The sequence below is a fragment of the Ruminococcus sp. YE71 genome (genome assembly GCF_900119155.1).
GTDB lineage: Bacteria > Bacillota > Clostridia > Oscillospirales > Ruminococcaceae > YE71.
Genome location: NZ_FPIR01000007.1, coordinates 115661 through 132084, shown reverse-complemented (window position 1 = coordinate 132084; position 16424 = coordinate 115661). Strand labels below are relative to the sequence as shown.

Genomic DNA, 16424 nt, shown 5'->3' with positions numbered 1-16424 from the left:
TCTGTCCATTATCTGTCCATTATTGATGTGAAAAATTAGCGGAAAGAATAAATGTTCCGCAAAGATAGATCACATAAAACCGCGTAATACCGTGCTTTTTAGCAAATTGAGGTAAGATGTGATAATTAAAAATCTCATTTCAAGTCCCATTTGCCGCACCAATCAAAAAGCTCGTAAACACGTTGTTTGCGAGCTTTTTTTGTGCCTAAAAATCGCCTTTGGACTTTATTGTGGACTTTATCAAATTACTACTAACTAAAAGCAAATATACAGCCGACAGCGTTTGTTCCTGTCGGCTGTATTATTTATCCTGTTGATTTATCTTCCTTGCTTTCGAGCAGGTCGGCGACTGCGGTGCTTGCCTTGCGGCGGCTCTCTGCGAAGATATGCGAGTACGTTGATAAAGTCGTTACGGGTGTCGAGTGCCCTAACATCGCTGCAACTGTCGTCGGGTCAACTCCGGCTTCGATTTCCGCAGATGCTACGAAATGCCTGAACGTGTGTATTCCGTAGAATGGGAAGTCTCGCCGTTTGCACTCTCGCATGAGCCAGGTGTAAGGCGTGTTCGGGTGCATGGGCTGACCGTCCCATTTCGTGAACAGGCGGTCATGCTCCTGCCACTTGTTGCCGAGATTCATTTTATAGCAGTCTTGATCGTGTTTGTATGCTTTGAGTAGTTCGCATACCGCAGGGGGCAGGTCAACAAGTCTTGTGGATTTCTCGGTCTTTGTCACGTCTGCGTATATTCCCTTTTCAGCAGTGTAGTTTGAGGTGTGGTCTATCATGAGCGTGGAATTTTCAAGGTCAACGTTCTTCCACTCGATGCCGAGCAGCTCTCCTCGCCTGCAACCCGTGTATATCGCCAGCGTGAAGAACACCTTATATTTCATGGGTGCGTCTGAGATCATTTTCATGAAGTCACGAGCCTGCTCTTTGGTGTAAATCTGCTTTTCGGGTTTTGTATAAACTTTGCCCTCAGCATCGAGCTTTGGTATTGTCACCTTGCTGCAAGGGTTTGTGCTCAGCATATCAAGCCGTATCGCATATTCAAATATTGACGATATGAATGACAAGTGGTGACGAATCGTCTTTTGCGACAACGGTTTGCCGTTTCTCATATTAGCACCGGGTTTCGCAAGAGAGTTGATGAATTTCTGAATATCCCTCGCCGATATTTTGTCGATTCGGAGATGTCCAAGTGCCGGATACACACGGTCGGTGATTTTCTTCTCACGTTCGAGTGTGGTGCTGCGGTGGTTGAATTCTGCGTATTCTTCAAACCACTGCTCGGCGAGCTTCTGAAACTTTATGTTCGCAGTCACCTGACCGTTCGCACATTCTTCCTCGAACAGGACTGCCTGTCGCTGGACTTCTTTCTTGATCTGGTTGGCAGTCATCCCCTCCGGCGGCACCCACGTTTTGAACTGCACTATTTGCTTGCCGTGAACATCGTAGCCGCTGTAAACACGAATTCTGTAGGCTGTGACCTCGCCTTTCTTATTCTTGCGTTTTTCAATGTAAGCCATTTAGTTTCCTCCTTTTTTTCACCTGCCGGCAACCCAACAATACCACAAGACGTATGGGCATTCCAGTCGGCAGGCGGATTGTTAAGTTTTGCAACACATTTTTCTACTGAACCGATAAATTGTTGCTAAGGAATTTGTATAAAATATCCTTGTTGATGAGGTACTTCTTGCCTGCTCGGAAGCATGGAAGCTGACCCGACTTGCACAGCTCACGGATGCGGTATTCGGTTAGACCGTCCACGAGTGCTGCGGCTTCTTTGATCGTCAGCATTGTTATTTTTGTTTCTGCCATTCTATAATCACTCTCCTGTTTCTTTCAATTGTTGCTATTATTCTGTTCATTGATTTTGTGAGATAATTCAGCACTGACTCTATGAAAAAATCTTGAAATATCGCCGTTTTAGGCACGTTTCTGTAATTTTGACACCGTCAAAAATAACATTTTCAGAAAATGACACCAATTCCGGATAGCCCAAAAGCCCCGTAAAATGCGGTCGGCTTTGCCGTCCGCTGTGATTTTTGCGGCGAAATGACGCCGCAATTTAACCTGCAAACTGAATAATCAGTGAATTATCTGCCGTTTAATGATTCATGTTTGTTCATCTCCATTCTTTTTTGTTCGCCATATATTCGCTCACAAACGCCGACACATCGCTTCTGTGGCGTTCTGTTGGCTTGGTGGTTGAACTACCCGACCTCTGTGCTTAGAGGGCACAAATCGGCTCACGTTGCGAGTTTGTGCTCCGGCAGTAGGGTGCCGTTTGGGTTGAGCATGATTTGTATGAATTGGTTGATTTCACAACAAAAGCACTCACATTACTGCGAGTGCTTCTGATTATTCTTTGTGATATTCCTTACTTACGTTGCAAAATTGAAAGGGGGTCCGGGGTTCTCCCCGAGCCAGCAAGCGTTCGGCAGACCGTCCAAGCGGACAGCCGAATGCGATGCTGGCTTTTACATAAATCTCTCGAAAATCGCCTTGAATATGGACTGTCGGAATACCCTATATTTTATGCTCTTAACGCTTGTTAAAGGTAAGAGTGATGCGGCTAAGGTACTGTTTCGTTACGCACCTCTACCTCCGATTGTTGAAAGCATTCATTTACGTTAGTCGTATTTTTCCTGGAAAATCTGACGCTTTCAGAGATAATTATAGCATTTTTGTTGTAAATATTTCATGAACAAAAAATCGGTGCAACCGTAGGCACGCCGGTGAAAATTTATTCTATGTACATTTCCGTATCTCCGAGCATAATATGATCTACCTGTGCCATATCTATCGGTCTGTCGGGGTAGAAGCCCATGCTCCACCTGCCGGGATCCGACATGAAATATGTACGCTTTGCACCGAAGCTGCTGCCGTCATTATAGACGATCGTTACGGGCAGGGAATCATTCTCCTTATAGCGTGTGCCGTCCGTGCCGACGGTTTCAAGGTCTATGCTTATCGGTGTCAGCCGGACGCTCACAGTCTGCCCGTTGAGCTCTGTCTCAAGGTGCAGAGTGCTGTCGGGAAGATCTGACAGGTCAATGAGGAATCTTATTTCTCCGGTCACATAGTCGGAAGAAATTTCCTCTGAATATGCAAAATACTCGTCACACTTCTGCTCGTACAGCTTGTTATGCTCTTTGTCTGCCGACTGATATGCGCTGACCGCTGCCTCCGCAAGCTCCTGACGTTTTGTGCTTTCCTCGCAGGCATAGTCCTCCGGGACGCAGTAAAGACCGGTGAATCCCACGATATACTTCTTAAACTGCGGCTGGTAAAAGCCGTTTGAATGCACGCTCACCGAAAGACTGCCGTCGTCGTTTATAAAGCACTGCGGCGTGACCGTATAGCTTTTCTGCGTGCGGTCAATAAAAAACAGATCAAGCCCCACGTCGGTAAAACCGGTTCGCCAAACATAACCTTTGGGCGCTGTGAAGGGCGTGCCGTCAGTCCTGCGCAGCGTGAACACCGCCGTGTAGGCGTTATCGGCATACATAGCCCCCGCGAATGTCACGTCAACGTCCGTGAACGTGTTCTCATTAAATTTGCCCTTGTAGGAAGTCACCTCGTCAAGAGCCCTTATCTCGCCGTCGGTCAGGTCATCCGTGTCGGAAAAATACCATTTCAAGCCGTTCAGCAGCCCGGTTCTGTCCGCGAAATATGCTCCTGCACCTATCGCACACATTAGAATCAGAGCCGCCGCAATAAGTATCCCGACTATCCGTTTGTTCATCTTCTTTCTTTTGACCTCGTCAGCTTCGAGGATATATTTGTCTTTTATCCCCCCGAACGACCGCAATAATTCCATCTCATTCATCGCCAAATCCCTCCCTGATAAGATATTCCCGCAGCTTTCCCCGGGTGCGTTTGAGCTTCATTTTGACAGCGCTTTCGCTGAGCTTATAGCTGTGTGCGATCTCTTTGATGCTGCTCATGTACCAGTACCGCCGCACGAAAATCCTGCGTGTGCTGTCGTCCAGTGTCCCGAGAAAATAGTCGAGCAGCTGCTCTAAGATCTTCCGCTCCAGATACTGTTCCGTGCTGTCTCCCGACGGTATCACCTCCGCAAGTTCGTCAAGCACCAGCCGAACCTCGCTTCTGCCGCGCTTTGCCGAGTTCAGTTTTTCATAAGCGTTGAGCGCAAGGTTACGCACTATCCTGCCGAGATATGCTTTCAGACTCTGCGGTCGGGTCGGCGGCACAGTGTTCCAGACCTTCAGATAGCTGTCGTTGACGACCTCCTCCGAATCTTCACGGTCGTGAAGAATGTTCAACGCTATGGAATTGCAGTAGCCGCCGTACTTGCCGCTCGTCTCAGTGATGGCACGCTCCGAACGCGCAAAGTATAGCTTTATAATATCTTCGTCCTGCATTGCATGACCTCCTTTCACTTATACAGACAGGAAACAGAGCGGTCTGGTCACATTTTTCGGGAAATATTATACCATGAGTTTATAGGTCAGTCAAGAAAAATTCGGCGTGCTCGTTGGCACGCCGAAGATAACCATATCTCATGCTTCGTAACTCCGCCGTACCTCGCCCACAAATTCCGACACATCGCTTCTGTGGCGTTCTGTTGGGTCTGCTGTTAAACTACCCGACCTCATCGTTCGGAGGGCACAAATCGGCTCACGTTGCGAGTTTGTGCTCCGGCAGGAGAGTGCCGTTTTGGTTAAGCATCTGCCGGAGCCTTGCGTCGCTTCGGTGCAGAATATCTTTGAGAGACGTTCTCGCGACAGGTATTTGCTTGCCGTCGATGATAAGATTTTCAGGGTCAGCAGAGTCATCAATAGGGTCGGTAGAACTAATCACAGGGTCAGTAGATTTGGTACAGATTCTACCGTCACCGTCATACGCTGACGCCGCATTTTCAACGGTTTCCGAGCGGCAAGACACGCCTGCGGTGACAGCAGGGTCAGTAGAATTGGTGTCCCGGGGCATCAGATTTTTTACCGTCACTGCCGTCACCCGACGCGTCGTATGAGAGCCGAATCAGTCGCTTGCCGTTGCTTCGGGCGTGCTCGAATTTCACACCAAGCGCCGTAAGTTCATAGGCATGACGGACGAGGTCACGGGTCAGTCTGTTGGCGAAAAATCACCGCCGAACTTGTTTTGCAACAGTCCGCACAGCTCCGTCGCCGAGCCTTTGAACGTCCGCTGCTCGACCATGAGGTCATGAACGGCGAACACAAAAATGTCCGGCGGCTTGTCCTCATGATCGTCAGCAAGCAACCACCGAGCACCCTGACGCACGAGAGACAGTTCCCTGTCCTCGATGTCACGACCGGTGCAGTGAAGCACCGCCTGCCCCGAAGCTCTCTTAGACTTCAACAGCACGAACAGCCCGTCCACACAGCCGTTCAGCCCTGTGCTGCCGGAGATCATATTGAACGGGTCGCTGTCCGTTGCTTTGCGAAGGTGGTGGACAAGGACGATGCTGATGCTGAGTTGTTCAGCGAGAGATTTCAGCGGCAACAGTTCCGCATAATCACTGCCGTAGCTCGAATCCAATTCGTTATGCACCATCTGTAGCGTGTCGATGACAACCAGCAGAAGGTCGTCATGTTCCGATTTGAACTTGGTGATTTGTTCTTCAAGGCCGTTGCCGATGGTGTCTGCTTTCAGTGCAAAGAACAACTTGTCTGAGGGTTCGTCAGTCAGTTCGTACAGCCTTGACTGGATTCGTTGGTAGCTGTCCTCCAAGCAGAAGTACAACGCCGAGCCTTGCTGTGTGGTGCAGTCGAGGAACTTTTCTCCCTTTGCGACTGCAAGGCACAGTTCAAGAGCGAGCCACGACTTCCCGACCTTCGGCGAGCCGGCGAGAATGAACAATCCCTGTGCCAGCAAGTCCTCGACCGTGAACACCGTTGGCTTGTACAGCGTTGTCATGATCTCCTCGCAGGATTTTGTGATGAGTTCTTTCAATGATTCTCTCCTTTTGGTTGATATATAGCAGTGTCGTTTTGTAAGTTTTCTCATATGTATAGGGGAAGAAGTCGAGGTTTTTACAACCTGTTTTACAGAATATTTACAACTGTTCTCTGTATTGCACAACGACAAAGCTTATGCTCTTTTGCCAAGTGAGAAATAATTTTTCCTACTTGTATACGGGAAGAAGTCCTTGATTTTTCAACGCTTTTTTTGAAATTGTAATATTATTCTCTGTTTTGCATAGATTTGTCTTATTTGATTTGGTTGATTTCACAACAAAAAGCACCCGCATTGCTGCGAGTGCTGCTGCTTTATCTATCTTAAATTTACCTTAGTGAGGGATCCGGGGTACTCCCCGAGCCGGCAAGCGTTCGGCAGACCGCTTAATGGTCTGTGTCATTACAGCTTGAAATTATTATTGCAATATAAGCTCTCTATATTTTTATTTTCGTATTACCGCATTACAAAACGCTGAAAAGCAAGTATTTTCGGGCATTTCAAGCACATTTATCCGCAATACAACTGCATTACTGCGACCTACAATGCGTATTACATAGCGGCATTTGTAAGCACCTTGTATGACGAACTTTTCAGAATGTATTACCGCACAAACGGCGTAATTGCGGGCTATTTGTGGTTTGTATGCACTGTAAGACGGATTTGTGGGGATAGAGAACACACTGAGCGTGTTCTGATCTATTTACTTTTTATTTTGCCGAACAGCTAAATATGCCGATATTACGGGGTTTTGAGGAGTTGTTCGGCGAAAAAAATAATATAATGCAATACTTTTCAGTTGCGTTGCTCGAACTCACCTCCAAGTTCAAGCAGCTGTCTTATATATGCCGACTTCAAACCGCTGAGCCTTGCATTTCCCCGAATTGTGTGATATAATGATAAAAAACAAACCATATCACGGGGGGCGGTATCATGAAAAAAACAGTAATTCTTGCCATAGCTGTGCTGCTTACCGGCTGCAATTCTTCATCGGGTGTGACAGATCCAGAGAAAGCTACTTCTTCTCCCGAATTGTCATCGGCTGAAACGGCTTCTGAGGAAGGCACTGAATATCCGAAAACAGCCCCGACAGAATACAAGACCGTTAAGAAAGTCGATGAGGACAGAGTGATCTATTACGATATCAATGATCTTTCTGAGGCATCCGATCTCATCGTTATCGGGGAGTTTTGCGAGGATACTTGTCAGAATTGCGATGCTCCCGGCACTTTTGCTGCTGACGCAGTTTCGAGCAATGTCATCAACGTCAGAAAAGTCCTCAAAGGCGAGGCTGCTGAAACGGTGAAAATATCGCAGAAGTACTGCATTTCAACCGACGGCGAGCTTCTGACGTTCAGCGAACTCACGCCGATGAAAAAAGGCGATACATGGCTGTTTTTCCTCAGTTACGACGCTCAGAACGACACCTACTGGTGTGCAGGCGACTTTACCGGCAGATATCCGCTGCCGGATGATACGCTGCGTTCGGCTGCGGAAGATCTCTCGCAGACAGCCCGCGAACGCGACCAATGGATTGCAGAGCACTCGGACGAGATCTCCGATTCGGGATATACTCCCGAACAGCAGACGGTCATCGACGGTTTCGCGTCAAGAATGGCGGCAGCCTGCGAGGGCATCACGCCGGAACAGCTCGGATTGCTTGATGACGGGCAGCTTATGCTCAAACTCGGTCTGTATTCCGGGATATTGGCAGCTTTTGATGCTGAAATATAAAGGCAATACCGCGCAATGGTTGTGCGGTATTGCCTAAAACTATCGGCGCACCCGCGAAAGGTGCGCCGTGTTTGTTATATATCCATAGCTTCATAATCCTTCATATTGCAGCCCTCTCAATACACGTCACGCGCTTTTTTCACAACGACTGCGATAATGCCCACAAGCAGAAGCACACAGCCTGCCCCGCCAACGCATAAGTTTACCATTTTCATGATCTTCAACATTGAATCGCTGGGGATACAATAGACAGTATCGGGTGATTCGGGGAGCGTGTAGCCAGTGTATTTCTCGCCGACGTAGGTCGATGCGTTTCGCGTCACAGAAGCAAGAACCGTCTCACCGCTCTTGTTGACGTAAGCGCCCGTGACAGTCTGCCTGCCCTTTCTGCCTGTTAATACCTCGACAGTTTCGCACTGAACCTCGATTCCGCGTGTACTGTACTTTTCTGTGTTCCTTTTCTGACTTGTCATAAGAAACGCCGCCAGCGTGATAAGCACGATACCTACGATAATGAGCGTTGAGGGACTGAACCTTTCCTTCATATAAAAAACCTCCTGTAAAATGCTGATAACATTATACAGGAGTTTTTTCATCATTTCAATATATAATTCAAATTTGGCAGGTTTCAGTTCTTATTTTGCATTTTCAGCTATGTATGGTTTGATTCAATAAATGCATTTCCCGGGTCAAAACAGTAATTCCATATAAAATCGGATAAAGCTTCGGCAACCCTTATAAATCTCCCCTGGACAGCCTCTGTATATAAATATACCGGTGGGTCATCGCCTTCGTTTAGGTTAAAAAAAGCAAACAAAACGCCCTGAGACATCCAGAACACAAAATCCGAATCTCTTAATGCTATTGTTTCTTCGTTTTCTTTTAAAGTATCAAATGCGTACTCATGCAGTGACGAAACTGAATAACAGAAAAAGTCCTGTCCGTTCCAGAACGGAGCGGTTGTTCCGTGACCGAGTAACCCCATCAACTCTGTATAGGCTTTTGGAAGGTGCTGATATTTGTCTGTCAGTTCGGCTATCTCCTGATGACTCATGCCGTACAGCTTATATCCCATGTCATCGCATTTTTTTATAAAATTATCAAAATACATTTTATGCTATGCTCCTTTCAGCCTATCGAAGCCCCTCTCTCAGTGCTGTTCAGGACGGTATATTTTCCTGATACCATGAAAACCGCATACAGATGCACTGCGTTCGAAATAAGATAAAGTGCAGTCTCCATTAGTTCACCTCTTCATTTTCAGCAGTATATCCGCCACGAACCGTCCCCCGTCCTCGTAGTATTCCGCCGAGCCGCCGTACTTCTCGCAAATCTGCCCCACCGAACGAAGTCCGAGACCGTGCGAGAGCTTGTCCGGCTTCGAGGTGACGAGCTTCGGGTTTGAACCAAGCACAGAACCCTCGATGCGGTTTGAAACAACGATATTCAGATAGCCGCGCTTTATTTCGGTGATAAGCTCTATCTGCGGCTCGCTGACCTTTTCACTTGCTTCAATGGCGTTGTCTATAAGATTTCCCAGCAGTGCCGTAAGGTCAATACTGTCTATGTCCGTATCGGCAGGCAGGATCATGCCGCATTTGAAGTCTATGCCCTTTTCAGAAGCAGCGGCACGTTTGTAATTGAGCAGACCGTCAAGTTCGGAACTGCCTGTCGAGATGTATGAAGCATCTGTTTTCATGCTGTCGGTCAGCCGGCTTATGTAGGTGCAAGCCTTTTCCGTCTCGCCGCTCTCAATAAAACTTTCTATCACCAGCAGATGATTTTTCATATCGTGGCGAAGCAGACGTATCTGCTTCTGTGATCCCTGCATTATTTCAAGCTGTTCATGGTAGGTCTTGTTTATCCGCTCGATGCTGCTGAGAGTAAGCTTGAGCCGCATTTTCTCCAGCAGCTTGTCATAGCTGTAAAAGGTAAGAAAATTTATCATCAGCAGCAACGCTGCAATACTCATGCCTGTAAGATTCGCAACAGGTCCCATAAGCACAGCAATTATAACAGTTCCTGCCGAGCAGAGTATAGGCAGAAATGTCTCAAAATTGCTGCTTATGTCCGTGTCCTCCCTGATAAGCACTCTTCGGAATATGAACGCAAGTCCCAGAAACATGATGCTCTGGAGCGTATTGCAGCTTATAAATATGGAATCGGGAACAATACAGTGAACTATCCAGTCGATGAACATTCCCACAGCAGTAAGTGCAAATGTCATGAAGAAATATGTCCGTAAGTATCGGTGGTACTGTAGCATTATCAGGAACATAGGAAGAGTGTTGCTGATAAGGTTCAGCAGCATACTTTCCGTGAACAGAAACACCGAACAGTTGACGGCATAATACAGAATGTATGTAAGCCTTTCAGCAAAGGGCGGCAGTCTGCTCTCTCCGAGAGTTGCTTTAAAAAGCATAAACACCGCATACAAATGCACAGCGTTTGAGATAAGATAAAGTGCTGTCTCCATAGGTTCACCTCTTAATTTTCAGCAGTATATCCGCCACGAACCGTCCCCCGTCCTCGTAGTATTCCGCCGAGCCTCCGTACTTCTCACATATCTGCCTCACCGAACGCAAGCCCAGACCGTGAGAAAGCTTGTCAGGCTTCGAGGTAATAAGCTTTGGGTTTGTATCAAGCACAGAACCCTCGATACGATTTGATACAACGATGTTCAGATATCCTCGCTTAATTTCGGTGATAAGCTCTATCTGCGGCTCGCTGACCTTTTTACTTGCTTCAATGGCGTTGTCTACAAGATTTGCCAGCAGCATGACAATGTCATTTTCCTCAATGCCACCGAAGCAGTCGTGTATGCTTGTGACTATTCGGATATTCTTGGCTTTTGCTGCCGAAAGCTTGTAATTGAGCACAGCACTTATCGCAGGAGCATTAAGCCTGACCATATCGGAATAGCTGTCGATACTGCCGAGAACCTTCGCAGCCGTCTGCCTTGCACGCTCGGTATCGCCGCTTTTGAGGGCATCGTTCACCACTATCCACTGGTTTTTCATGTCGTGACGAAGTATGCGCATCTGACTGTAGATATCCTCGATGGAATGAAGCGTTTTCAGCTGTTCATCGGCACGGACGTTCATCATTTTCAGCTCGTAAAGCTCACGGTTCTTGCGGGTAAGTCTGTCCGCAAAAACATATATCCCGATATTGATGAAAGCCATCGCGGCGGACAGCATCAGTATGCTTTTTTCCTTATCAAGACCAAAAAACAGCATCTGTGCCACAATAAACAGCATTACCGATGAGAATACAGAAATAGCTGTCAGCCATATCCACTCATCTGCCGAGAGCTCGGGTTCATTGGTGCTGAGTTTTCTTGACAGGATCCCGGCTGAGACCATAAACAGTATTTTCGTCACAAAAAGGGACAGGATGCGAAAACCGTTTTGCACGGAAGTGAAGTTCTCGATCGAAATATCCCATATCCTTGACATTATAGCTATAACCGAGATATTTATTATAAGTATCATTATCATAAGTGCAACGGGAACAAGCAGCTTCATGATATTTCTGCTTTTGAAGACTATCATGCTGAACGAAATATACAGCACAATTATGATAAGGTCGGGCAGATCACCGTAGATCGGGCTTATCATCTCGACGCCCATTGTCGCAGCCGAAAATAACAGACCGCCGACGGCTATCGTGATACTTCTGACCGTTTTGCTAAAGCCCGAGTCAAGTATCCTGAAAAGCGTCAGCAGGATGATCACGCTCTCGAAATATGTTGCGGCGGCTTCTGACAGAAAATAAAGCGTACTCATTCACACACCCCTGATATTTCGCTGATAAGCGTCCCTGAACCCTCTGAGCTTGCTCCGGCTTATGGGGATACGAATTTCTTTGTTCGCAAGCCTGATAACAGCATCGTTTTTCTCGATCGAATACACATGATACATATTCACGAGATACCCCGAATGCACCCTGAAAAATCCAAAGGCACGGTATTCCTTTTCGAGCTTTGAAAGCGAGCCGGTGAACAAAAACTCCCCTCCGTCAAAGCCGAACATAGTGATCGTGTGGGCGTGAGACTCGAAATACGCGATATCATTGACTGCGACCTTTATCTGACCATCCAGATTGTGCAGCACGATCTCTCTGTGATCTTCATTGTATTTTCTGACGAGTCTTTCGACAGTCCTGCCGAGCCGTTCGTCAAGCTCGGATTTTCTGAGATAGCCCTGAGCCTCGTAATCAAAAGCCTCGAAAACGTAGTTGTCAAACGAAGTCACGAACACGATGAGTATGCGGCTACCAGCCTCTCTGAGCTTTCGGGCAAGTTCCATACCCGTGCAGTCGGACAGCTTTATGTCGAGGAACAGTATATCAAATGTTGCTCCGTTTTCAAATGCACCGAGAAAACCTCTGCCCGTATCAAATCGGCTGACCGAGAACTCCATACCGACCTTTGAAAATTCCTCGCTTACTCTGCGGCAGACCAGTTCGAGCATCCCGGGCTCGTCGTCTGTTACAGCAATGTTTATCATTTTCTCACCTCGGATGGGGATATATTGCTATGTTCCATTATATCACATTCGGCGGCGGTTGTAAACATACAACAGATATGCAAAATAAGAACTGAAACCTACCAAATAAGAATCGGGTATTGAAAAAACGAAAAAGAAAGTGTACAATATTATTACTCAACAATTAACGATCTGTTGTGAGGAGGAAAAACTTATGACTAAAAACATAACAAAACGCACAGTTTCAGGGGTACTCGCAGTCCTCTGTGCCGCAGGTGTGATGATGGCACAGCCTTATGTAGGCGGAGTGGCGGCTGATACGGCTGTCACGGTGAGTGCGGATAAAATATTCGGTGATTATGAATATAAGGTTCTTGATGACGGCACTGCTGAGATCACCAAATATACTGGCAGTGATAAAGTGGTAGAGATTCCGTCAGAGATCGGTGGATATGTATTGACTTCGATAGGGCAAAGGGCATTTGCTTTCTGCACCTCACTTGAATCTGTAAGCATTCCGGACAGTGTGACTACGATAGGGCAAAAAGCATTTGCATCTTGTTTTTTACTTTCATCAGTAACCATACCGGAGAGTGTGACCTCGATAGAGAAGGGGGCATTCACTTACTGCTCCTCACTTACATCTGTAACCATACCAGATAGTATAGATTCTATAAAAGAAGATACATTCTATAACTGCACCTCACTTACCTCTATTACTATTTCAGACAGTGTGACTTCTATAGGCAGCGGCGCATTCACTTACTGCTCTTCACTTAAATCTGTAACCATACCGGATAGTATGACTTCGATAGGCAGTCATTCATTCTGTGACTGCACCGCACTTACATCAGTTACCATTCCAGGCAATGTAACTAAAATTGGCAAATATGCGTTTGGCATGATTTATGACGAAACGATAGAAGAACTTGTCAGGCTTAACGGCTTCAAGATATACTGCTATCCCGGCACATCCGGCGAAGAGTACGCGATTGACAACGGCTTTGAGTATGAGCTTATTGACGGCAAAAAACAGAACCCGACTGTTACATTTGAAAAAGGCAACGGTGCAGTCAGGCTCAACTGGACTGAGGTCGAAGGCGCTGAAAAGTACGCGGTCGTGGCTTTTGTCAGCGGTTCGTGGACTAAAGTCACCGAGGTCGTCGAAACCTCTTATGTGCTGAAAGGATTGAGCCCCGGTAAGCAGTATAAGGTGGCGGTCCTCGCGAAAATAGACGGCGAGTGGAACAAAGACATTTCCAACGCGATAATCGTCACCCCGAATGCGCTGACTTATCCCGAAGCAAACGTCGAGGTTCAGGGCAATGCGTTCAGACTCAGCTGGACGGCTGTCCCGAACGCACAGAAGTATGTGATCGGCTACACGACCAACGGCAAGAGCTGGAAGCCCGCAAAGACTGTAGGTGCCGGAACCACCTTGTTCACCTATAAGAACGCCCCTAAGGGGACTTATTACCTTGTGGTCGGTGCTTACGTGAATGGAAAGCTTGATACGACAGACCTTGTGAACAGGGTGGTCAGGGTCGTTATCAAATAATATCGGAACTTGCAGCGCAGTCGGTTTTGGTGATTTCGAGTGCGGTTTCAGCCTTAAAGACAATACTGCTATTATAATGAAATACAACGGTTCGGGCGGAGCTGTGACCATTCCCTCTGAGGTCAATGGAAGAAAGGTCACAGTTATCAACGGCAATGCTTTTTACAACTGTGATAATATCACAAGCGTAACTATTCCCGATGGTGTTACAGAGATCGGAAGTAAGGCTTTCAGCGGCTGCTCCGGACTCAAAAGCATTGAACTTCCCGACAGTGCCACAAATATCGGCGATGTCGCTTTTCATATAGAATAATATATCGGCAAATTATTGACAAGCCATGTTTAAATATGATATAATATTTTTACAAGATGGATTTTTTGGGATTTTGAAAATCAAGCGTGTCTCGGGGGATATGTCTATTCTTTTGGGAATGCTAATGCTTTTAGCTTGGAGGAATTATGATGAAAACCAAGAACACATGGAAACACTTAGCGGCGGGTGTGCTGGCGCTTTCACTGGTGACGGGGATCGTTCCCTTTCAGCCGGTAACGCAGGCGGTCACGAACCTGACAGCTATTTCCGCAAGTGCTGATACCTTTGAGGATCTCACTTACGAAATCAAAGAAGATAACACCGTTAGCATTACTGATTATACCGGAAGTGACAAGGTCATAGTTATCCCTTCGGATATTAACGGGATGAAGGTCACAAGCATTGGTGATGATGCATTTCTTTCATGTAGTCTTACCGATATAACTATTCCCGACACTGTTACAAGTATTGGTGACTCAGCGTTTGCTTACTGCTCATGGCTCAAAGATTTTACCATTCCAGACAGCGTTGTAAGCATAGGTGACGGAGCGTTTTCCGGCTGCTGCTTTAACCTCACAAGTATAACCATTCCCGACAGCGTTGAAAGTATAGGCTCAGGTGCTTTTATTAATTGCAGTGCGCTGAAAAAATTTACAGTCGGGGAAAACAATAAGAATTATTCATCATATAACGGAGTGCTGTACAACAAGGATAAATGTTGCCTGACGCGCAAAACCCAAAAAATTGACACGCAAAACGCAAAAAAAGCGGCGAAATGTTTCAAAACAATGATACATCTCGCCGCTTTTATTATTTTATAGGTATTCAAACAGACTTTTGCTTGTGTTTAAATACAGTCAAAATAGCGTTTCGCTCTTTGCTCAAATGTGATTTTATTAATCTGTGTCAGTAATGGGCTCTAACCACATCGCACACACATAATAATGCTTCCGTCCGATCTTGACCTTAGCCCATTTGTGCCCACAGGCAACGCAGTCAAAATCGTCAACAATCCGAACCTTTTCACCTATTTCAAGCACTCCCGCAAGTGTCGCAGGAGTTATTTCGCAACTTGTGCGATAGTTAAGCCGCGACTTCACGCGCATCCACTTGTAAGAAAGCAGCGTTTTCATTTGACCACCTACTTTATAAACTTCCTCGCAAAGCCCTTACCAGCGATACCGTTCCGGGCATACCCTGACTTGCCGAGAATATCATTCACAGCCTTCTCGGTTCCGTCACCGAACACGTCGTTGTCGTCGAGCTTGTACCCCGATGCTATCAGCCCGCGTTTCAGAAAATAGACCCCGAGCCCCTTGTCGCCTTTGTGGAAGCCGTCTGTATCGAGGACGTTCCCGGTGGGCTTAAAGCCGTTCTTCCCGGCGTTCTTGATGATGACCGGGTAGTTCTTGCCGGTGCGGTTGAGGTCAACGTTGCCGGAGATGCCGTTCACGCGCCCCGTGAAGCTGTACTGGTGGATGCCGTATGCGATCGTCGGTGTACGGCTTATGTTCGCGCACCAGATATCGTATCTGCTTCTGAACGCCGCCGAGAACTTCGCCGTCAGGAACGATTCATACGAATAAAGTTCGGTTCTTCTGGGTCGATGTCCTTGAGTTTCTCAATGCTCGAAAAATCAATGTCACCGTATTTCTGCATGATCTCCTGCGCTTTGTCTCCGAGCCCGGAAATGCGCTTGATGAATGCAGCGTCTGTCGGATTTATTCTTATCACGCGGCTCGGATCGCCGTTGATCTCAATGCTTTTATATCCGTCTGCGAATTGCAGCTTAACAGTTTCCATAAAACTCACTCCTATGTATTAGAATAAAAGGGGCATTTCTGCCCCCCTTGTTCGTGTAATTATCAACCATTTGCAGCCGCTGTGAACGTCCATACGCCGTCGGCATAAGCAGCCGTACCCTTGATCCTGTTGCCGCAGGGAGTAATGGTTATCGGTGCGTTTACGCCGCCCTGACCGCCGCCGTAGCTCTGCACCTTGACGATACATTCCTCGACCCACGCATCATAAGGACTCGTAGTTTTGTCAACGAGGATCTCCATAAGATAGGTGCGGCACTCATCACCCATCTGGCGATCCATCATGATCGACTTTATCTTAGGATAAAGACTGTCACCCGGGTCGAGATAGATCGTGCCGGCTTCCATCGAAGGCTCATATCCCTCATCAATTACCTCTGTCTCATCAAGTATGTTCTTGACCGTTGAGATCGTCGGATTCAGGTTCATGGACATATCGTCTATGTATTTGCCAAGTGTGCTCCATGAAGCTGTTGCAAGCGTCAGTCCGAATGTGTTGTCAAGAAGATGCCTCAGATGGCTTCTCCGGAGCGGACCCGAGGTGTATGTGTTCTGTGTTCCCATTT

19 protein-coding genes are annotated in these 16424 nt (G+C 47.0%); 5 read left to right on the top strand and 14 right to left on the bottom strand.

Translation table 11 applies throughout. The features are described from left to right. Window positions 1–305: 305 nt before the first annotated feature. The 6 genes from BT142_RS08575 to BT142_RS08550 form a co-directional block, all read right to left on the bottom strand. Window positions 306–1526: a tyrosine-type recombinase/integrase gene (locus BT142_RS08575; protein ID WP_072417785.1), complete on the bottom strand. Its 1221-nt coding sequence runs from the start codon at window positions 1524–1526 to the stop codon at window positions 306–308. Window positions 1527–1629: 103 nt separating this feature from the next. After that, window positions 1630–1818 (bottom strand): helix-turn-helix domain-containing protein, encoded by a 189-nt coding sequence (locus BT142_RS08570; protein WP_072417784.1) that lies wholly within the window; start codon window positions 1816–1818, stop codon window positions 1630–1632. Window positions 1819–2746: 928 nt separating this feature from the next. Further along, window positions 2747–3832, bottom strand: a complete 1086-nt coding sequence (locus BT142_RS08565; protein WP_072417783.1) for a hypothetical protein — start codon at window positions 3830–3832, stop codon at window positions 2747–2749. Beyond that, entirely contained in the window at window positions 3825–4388 is a 564-nt protein-coding gene (locus BT142_RS08560; RefSeq protein ID WP_072417782.1) for an RNA polymerase sigma factor, read from the bottom strand. The genes BT142_RS08565 and BT142_RS08560 overlap by 8 nt, the downstream gene beginning before the upstream one ends. Window positions 4389–4644: 256 nt before the next feature. After that, window positions 4645–4956 carry a hypothetical protein gene (locus tag BT142_RS08555; protein WP_072417781.1) on the bottom strand — a complete coding sequence of 104 codons (312 nt, stop codon included), beginning with the start codon at window positions 4954–4956 and terminating at the stop codon, window positions 4645–4647. 135 nt (window positions 4957–5091) lie between these two features. Next, window positions 5092–5940: an AAA family ATPase gene (locus tag BT142_RS08550; RefSeq protein WP_242871949.1), complete on the bottom strand. Its 849-nt coding sequence runs from the start codon at window positions 5938–5940 to the stop codon at window positions 5092–5094. A gap of 936 nt (window positions 5941–6876) precedes the next feature. Between BT142_RS08550 and BT142_RS08545 the strand changes: the two genes are divergently transcribed. Next, window positions 6877–7677, top strand: a complete 801-nt coding sequence (locus tag BT142_RS08545) for a hypothetical protein (protein ID WP_072417780.1) — start codon at window positions 6877–6879, stop codon at window positions 7675–7677. Window positions 7678–7793: 116 nt separating this feature from the next. On the opposite strand, the gene BT142_RS08540 is transcribed toward BT142_RS08545, so the two are convergent. The 5 genes from BT142_RS08540 to BT142_RS08520 all read right to left on the bottom strand — a co-directional run bounded on the left by BT142_RS08540 (window position 7794) and on the right by BT142_RS08520 (window position 12188). Next, window positions 7794–8222 (bottom strand): hypothetical protein, encoded by a 429-nt coding sequence (locus tag BT142_RS08540; protein ID WP_072417779.1) that lies wholly within the window; start codon window positions 8220–8222, stop codon window positions 7794–7796. Between the two features lie 107 nt (window positions 8223–8329). After that, window positions 8330–8788 carry an SMI1/KNR4 family protein gene (locus BT142_RS08535; protein WP_072417778.1) on the bottom strand — a complete coding sequence of 153 codons (459 nt, stop codon included), beginning with the start codon at window positions 8786–8788 and terminating at the stop codon, window positions 8330–8332. A 135-nt stretch (window positions 8789–8923) separates the two neighbouring features. Next, on the bottom strand, window positions 8924–10153 hold the full coding sequence (locus BT142_RS08530; RefSeq protein WP_072417777.1) for a sensor histidine kinase: 1230 nt from the start codon (window positions 10151–10153) through the stop codon (window positions 8924–8926). Window positions 10154–10157: 4 nt separating this feature from the next. Next, window positions 10158–11465 (bottom strand): sensor histidine kinase, encoded by a 1308-nt coding sequence (locus BT142_RS08525; RefSeq protein WP_072417776.1) that lies wholly within the window; start codon window positions 11463–11465, stop codon window positions 10158–10160. Continuing rightward, complete coding sequence (locus BT142_RS08520; RefSeq protein ID WP_072417775.1) at window positions 11466–12188, bottom strand: LytR/AlgR family response regulator transcription factor; 723 nt, start codon at window positions 12186–12188, stop codon at window positions 11466–11468. 193 nt (window positions 12189–12381) lie between these two features. Between BT142_RS08520 and BT142_RS08515 the strand changes: the two genes are divergently transcribed. From BT142_RS08515 to BT142_RS08505, 3 genes are all read left to right on the top strand, one after another. Further along, window positions 12382–13725, top strand: coding sequence for a fibronectin type III domain-containing protein (locus BT142_RS08515; RefSeq protein ID WP_072417774.1), 1344 nt, complete (start codon window positions 12382–12384; stop codon window positions 13723–13725). Between the two features lie 76 nt (window positions 13726–13801). Continuing rightward, complete coding sequence (locus BT142_RS08510) at window positions 13802–14038, top strand: leucine-rich repeat domain-containing protein (RefSeq protein WP_072417773.1); 237 nt, start codon at window positions 13802–13804, stop codon at window positions 14036–14038. Window positions 14039–14187: 149 nt separating this feature from the next. Then, on the top strand, window positions 14188–14859 hold the full coding sequence (locus BT142_RS08505; protein WP_072417772.1) for a leucine-rich repeat domain-containing protein: 672 nt from the start codon (window positions 14188–14190) through the stop codon (window positions 14857–14859). A gap of 320 nt (window positions 14860–15179) precedes the next feature. Here BT142_RS08505 and BT142_RS08495 read toward each other — a convergent pair whose 3' ends face one another. Further along, window positions 15180–15491 carry a hypothetical protein gene (locus tag BT142_RS08495; protein WP_072417770.1) on the bottom strand — a complete coding sequence of 104 codons (312 nt, stop codon included), beginning with the start codon at window positions 15489–15491 and terminating at the stop codon, window positions 15180–15182. Between BT142_RS08495 and BT142_RS19395 the strand changes: the two genes are divergently transcribed. Then, window positions 15481–15624 carry a hypothetical protein gene (locus BT142_RS19395; RefSeq protein WP_175444918.1) on the top strand — a complete coding sequence of 48 codons (144 nt, stop codon included), beginning with the start codon at window positions 15481–15483 and terminating at the stop codon, window positions 15622–15624. The two genes, BT142_RS08495 and BT142_RS19395, sit on opposite strands and share 11 nt — an antisense overlap. Here the strand turns inward: BT142_RS19395 and BT142_RS08490 are convergent. Both BT142_RS08490 and BT142_RS08485 read right to left on the bottom strand, forming a co-directional pair. Further along, window positions 15602–15841 (bottom strand): hypothetical protein, encoded by a 240-nt coding sequence (locus BT142_RS08490; RefSeq protein WP_072417769.1) that lies wholly within the window; start codon window positions 15839–15841, stop codon window positions 15602–15604. The genes BT142_RS19395 and BT142_RS08490 overlap by 23 nt on opposite strands. 62 nt (window positions 15842–15903) lie before the next feature. After that, a complete protein-coding gene (locus BT142_RS08485; protein ID WP_072417768.1) occupies window positions 15904–16422 on the bottom strand; it encodes a hypothetical protein in 519 nt (172 codons plus the stop codon). Window positions 16423–16424: the final 2 nt, after the last annotated feature.

What these genes read in the sequence shown, in the direction of transcription:
- BT142_RS08515 (WP_072417774.1), top strand. Translation starts at nt 12,382, where the DNA reads ATGACTAAAAACATAACAAAACGCACAGTTTCAGGGGTACTCGCAGTC.
- BT142_RS08570 (WP_072417784.1), bottom strand. Translation starts at nt 1,818, where the DNA reads ATGGCAGAAACAAAAATAACAATGCTGACGATCAAAGAAGCCGCAGCA.
- BT142_RS08555 (WP_072417781.1), bottom strand. Translation starts at nt 4,956, where the DNA reads ATGCCCCGGGACACCAATTCTACTGACCCTGCTGTCACCGCAGGCGTG.
- BT142_RS08525 (WP_072417776.1), bottom strand. Translation starts at nt 11,465, where the DNA reads ATGAGTACGCTTTATTTTCTGTCAGAAGCCGCCGCAACATATTTCGAG.
- BT142_RS08540 (WP_072417779.1), bottom strand. Translation starts at nt 8,222, where the DNA reads ATGAAGGAAAGGTTCAGTCCCTCAACGCTCATTATCGTAGGTATCGTG.
- BT142_RS08575 (WP_072417785.1), bottom strand. Translation starts at nt 1,526, where the DNA reads ATGGCTTACATTGAAAAACGCAAGAATAAGAAAGGCGAGGTCACAGCC.
- BT142_RS08505 (WP_072417772.1), top strand. Translation starts at nt 14,188, where the DNA reads ATGAAAACCAAGAACACATGGAAACACTTAGCGGCGGGTGTGCTGGCG.
- BT142_RS08485 (WP_072417768.1), bottom strand. Translation starts at nt 16,422, where the DNA reads ATGGGAACACAGAACACATACACCTCGGGTCCGCTCCGGAGAAGCCAT.
- BT142_RS08530 (WP_072417777.1), bottom strand. Translation starts at nt 10,153, where the DNA reads ATGGAGACAGCACTTTATCTTATCTCAAACGCTGTGCATTTGTATGCG.
- BT142_RS08545 (WP_072417780.1), top strand. Translation starts at nt 6,877, where the DNA reads ATGAAAAAAACAGTAATTCTTGCCATAGCTGTGCTGCTTACCGGCTGC.
- BT142_RS08560 (WP_072417782.1), bottom strand. Translation starts at nt 4,388, where the DNA reads ATGCAGGACGAAGATATTATAAAGCTATACTTTGCGCGTTCGGAGCGT.
- BT142_RS08510 (WP_072417773.1), top strand. Translation starts at nt 13,802, where the DNA reads ATGAAATACAACGGTTCGGGCGGAGCTGTGACCATTCCCTCTGAGGTC.
- BT142_RS08520 (WP_072417775.1), bottom strand. Translation starts at nt 12,188, where the DNA reads ATGATAAACATTGCTGTAACAGACGACGAGCCCGGGATGCTCGAACTG.
- BT142_RS08565 (WP_072417783.1), bottom strand. Translation starts at nt 3,832, where the DNA reads ATGAATGAGATGGAATTATTGCGGTCGTTCGGGGGGATAAAAGACAAA.
- BT142_RS08490 (WP_072417769.1), bottom strand. Translation starts at nt 15,841, where the DNA reads ATGGAAACTGTTAAGCTGCAATTCGCAGACGGATATAAAAGCATTGAG.
- BT142_RS08535 (WP_072417778.1), bottom strand. Translation starts at nt 8,788, where the DNA reads ATGTATTTTGATAATTTTATAAAAAAATGCGATGACATGGGATATAAG.
- BT142_RS19395 (WP_175444918.1), top strand. Translation starts at nt 15,481, where the DNA reads ATGCCGTTCACGCGCCCCGTGAAGCTGTACTGGTGGATGCCGTATGCG.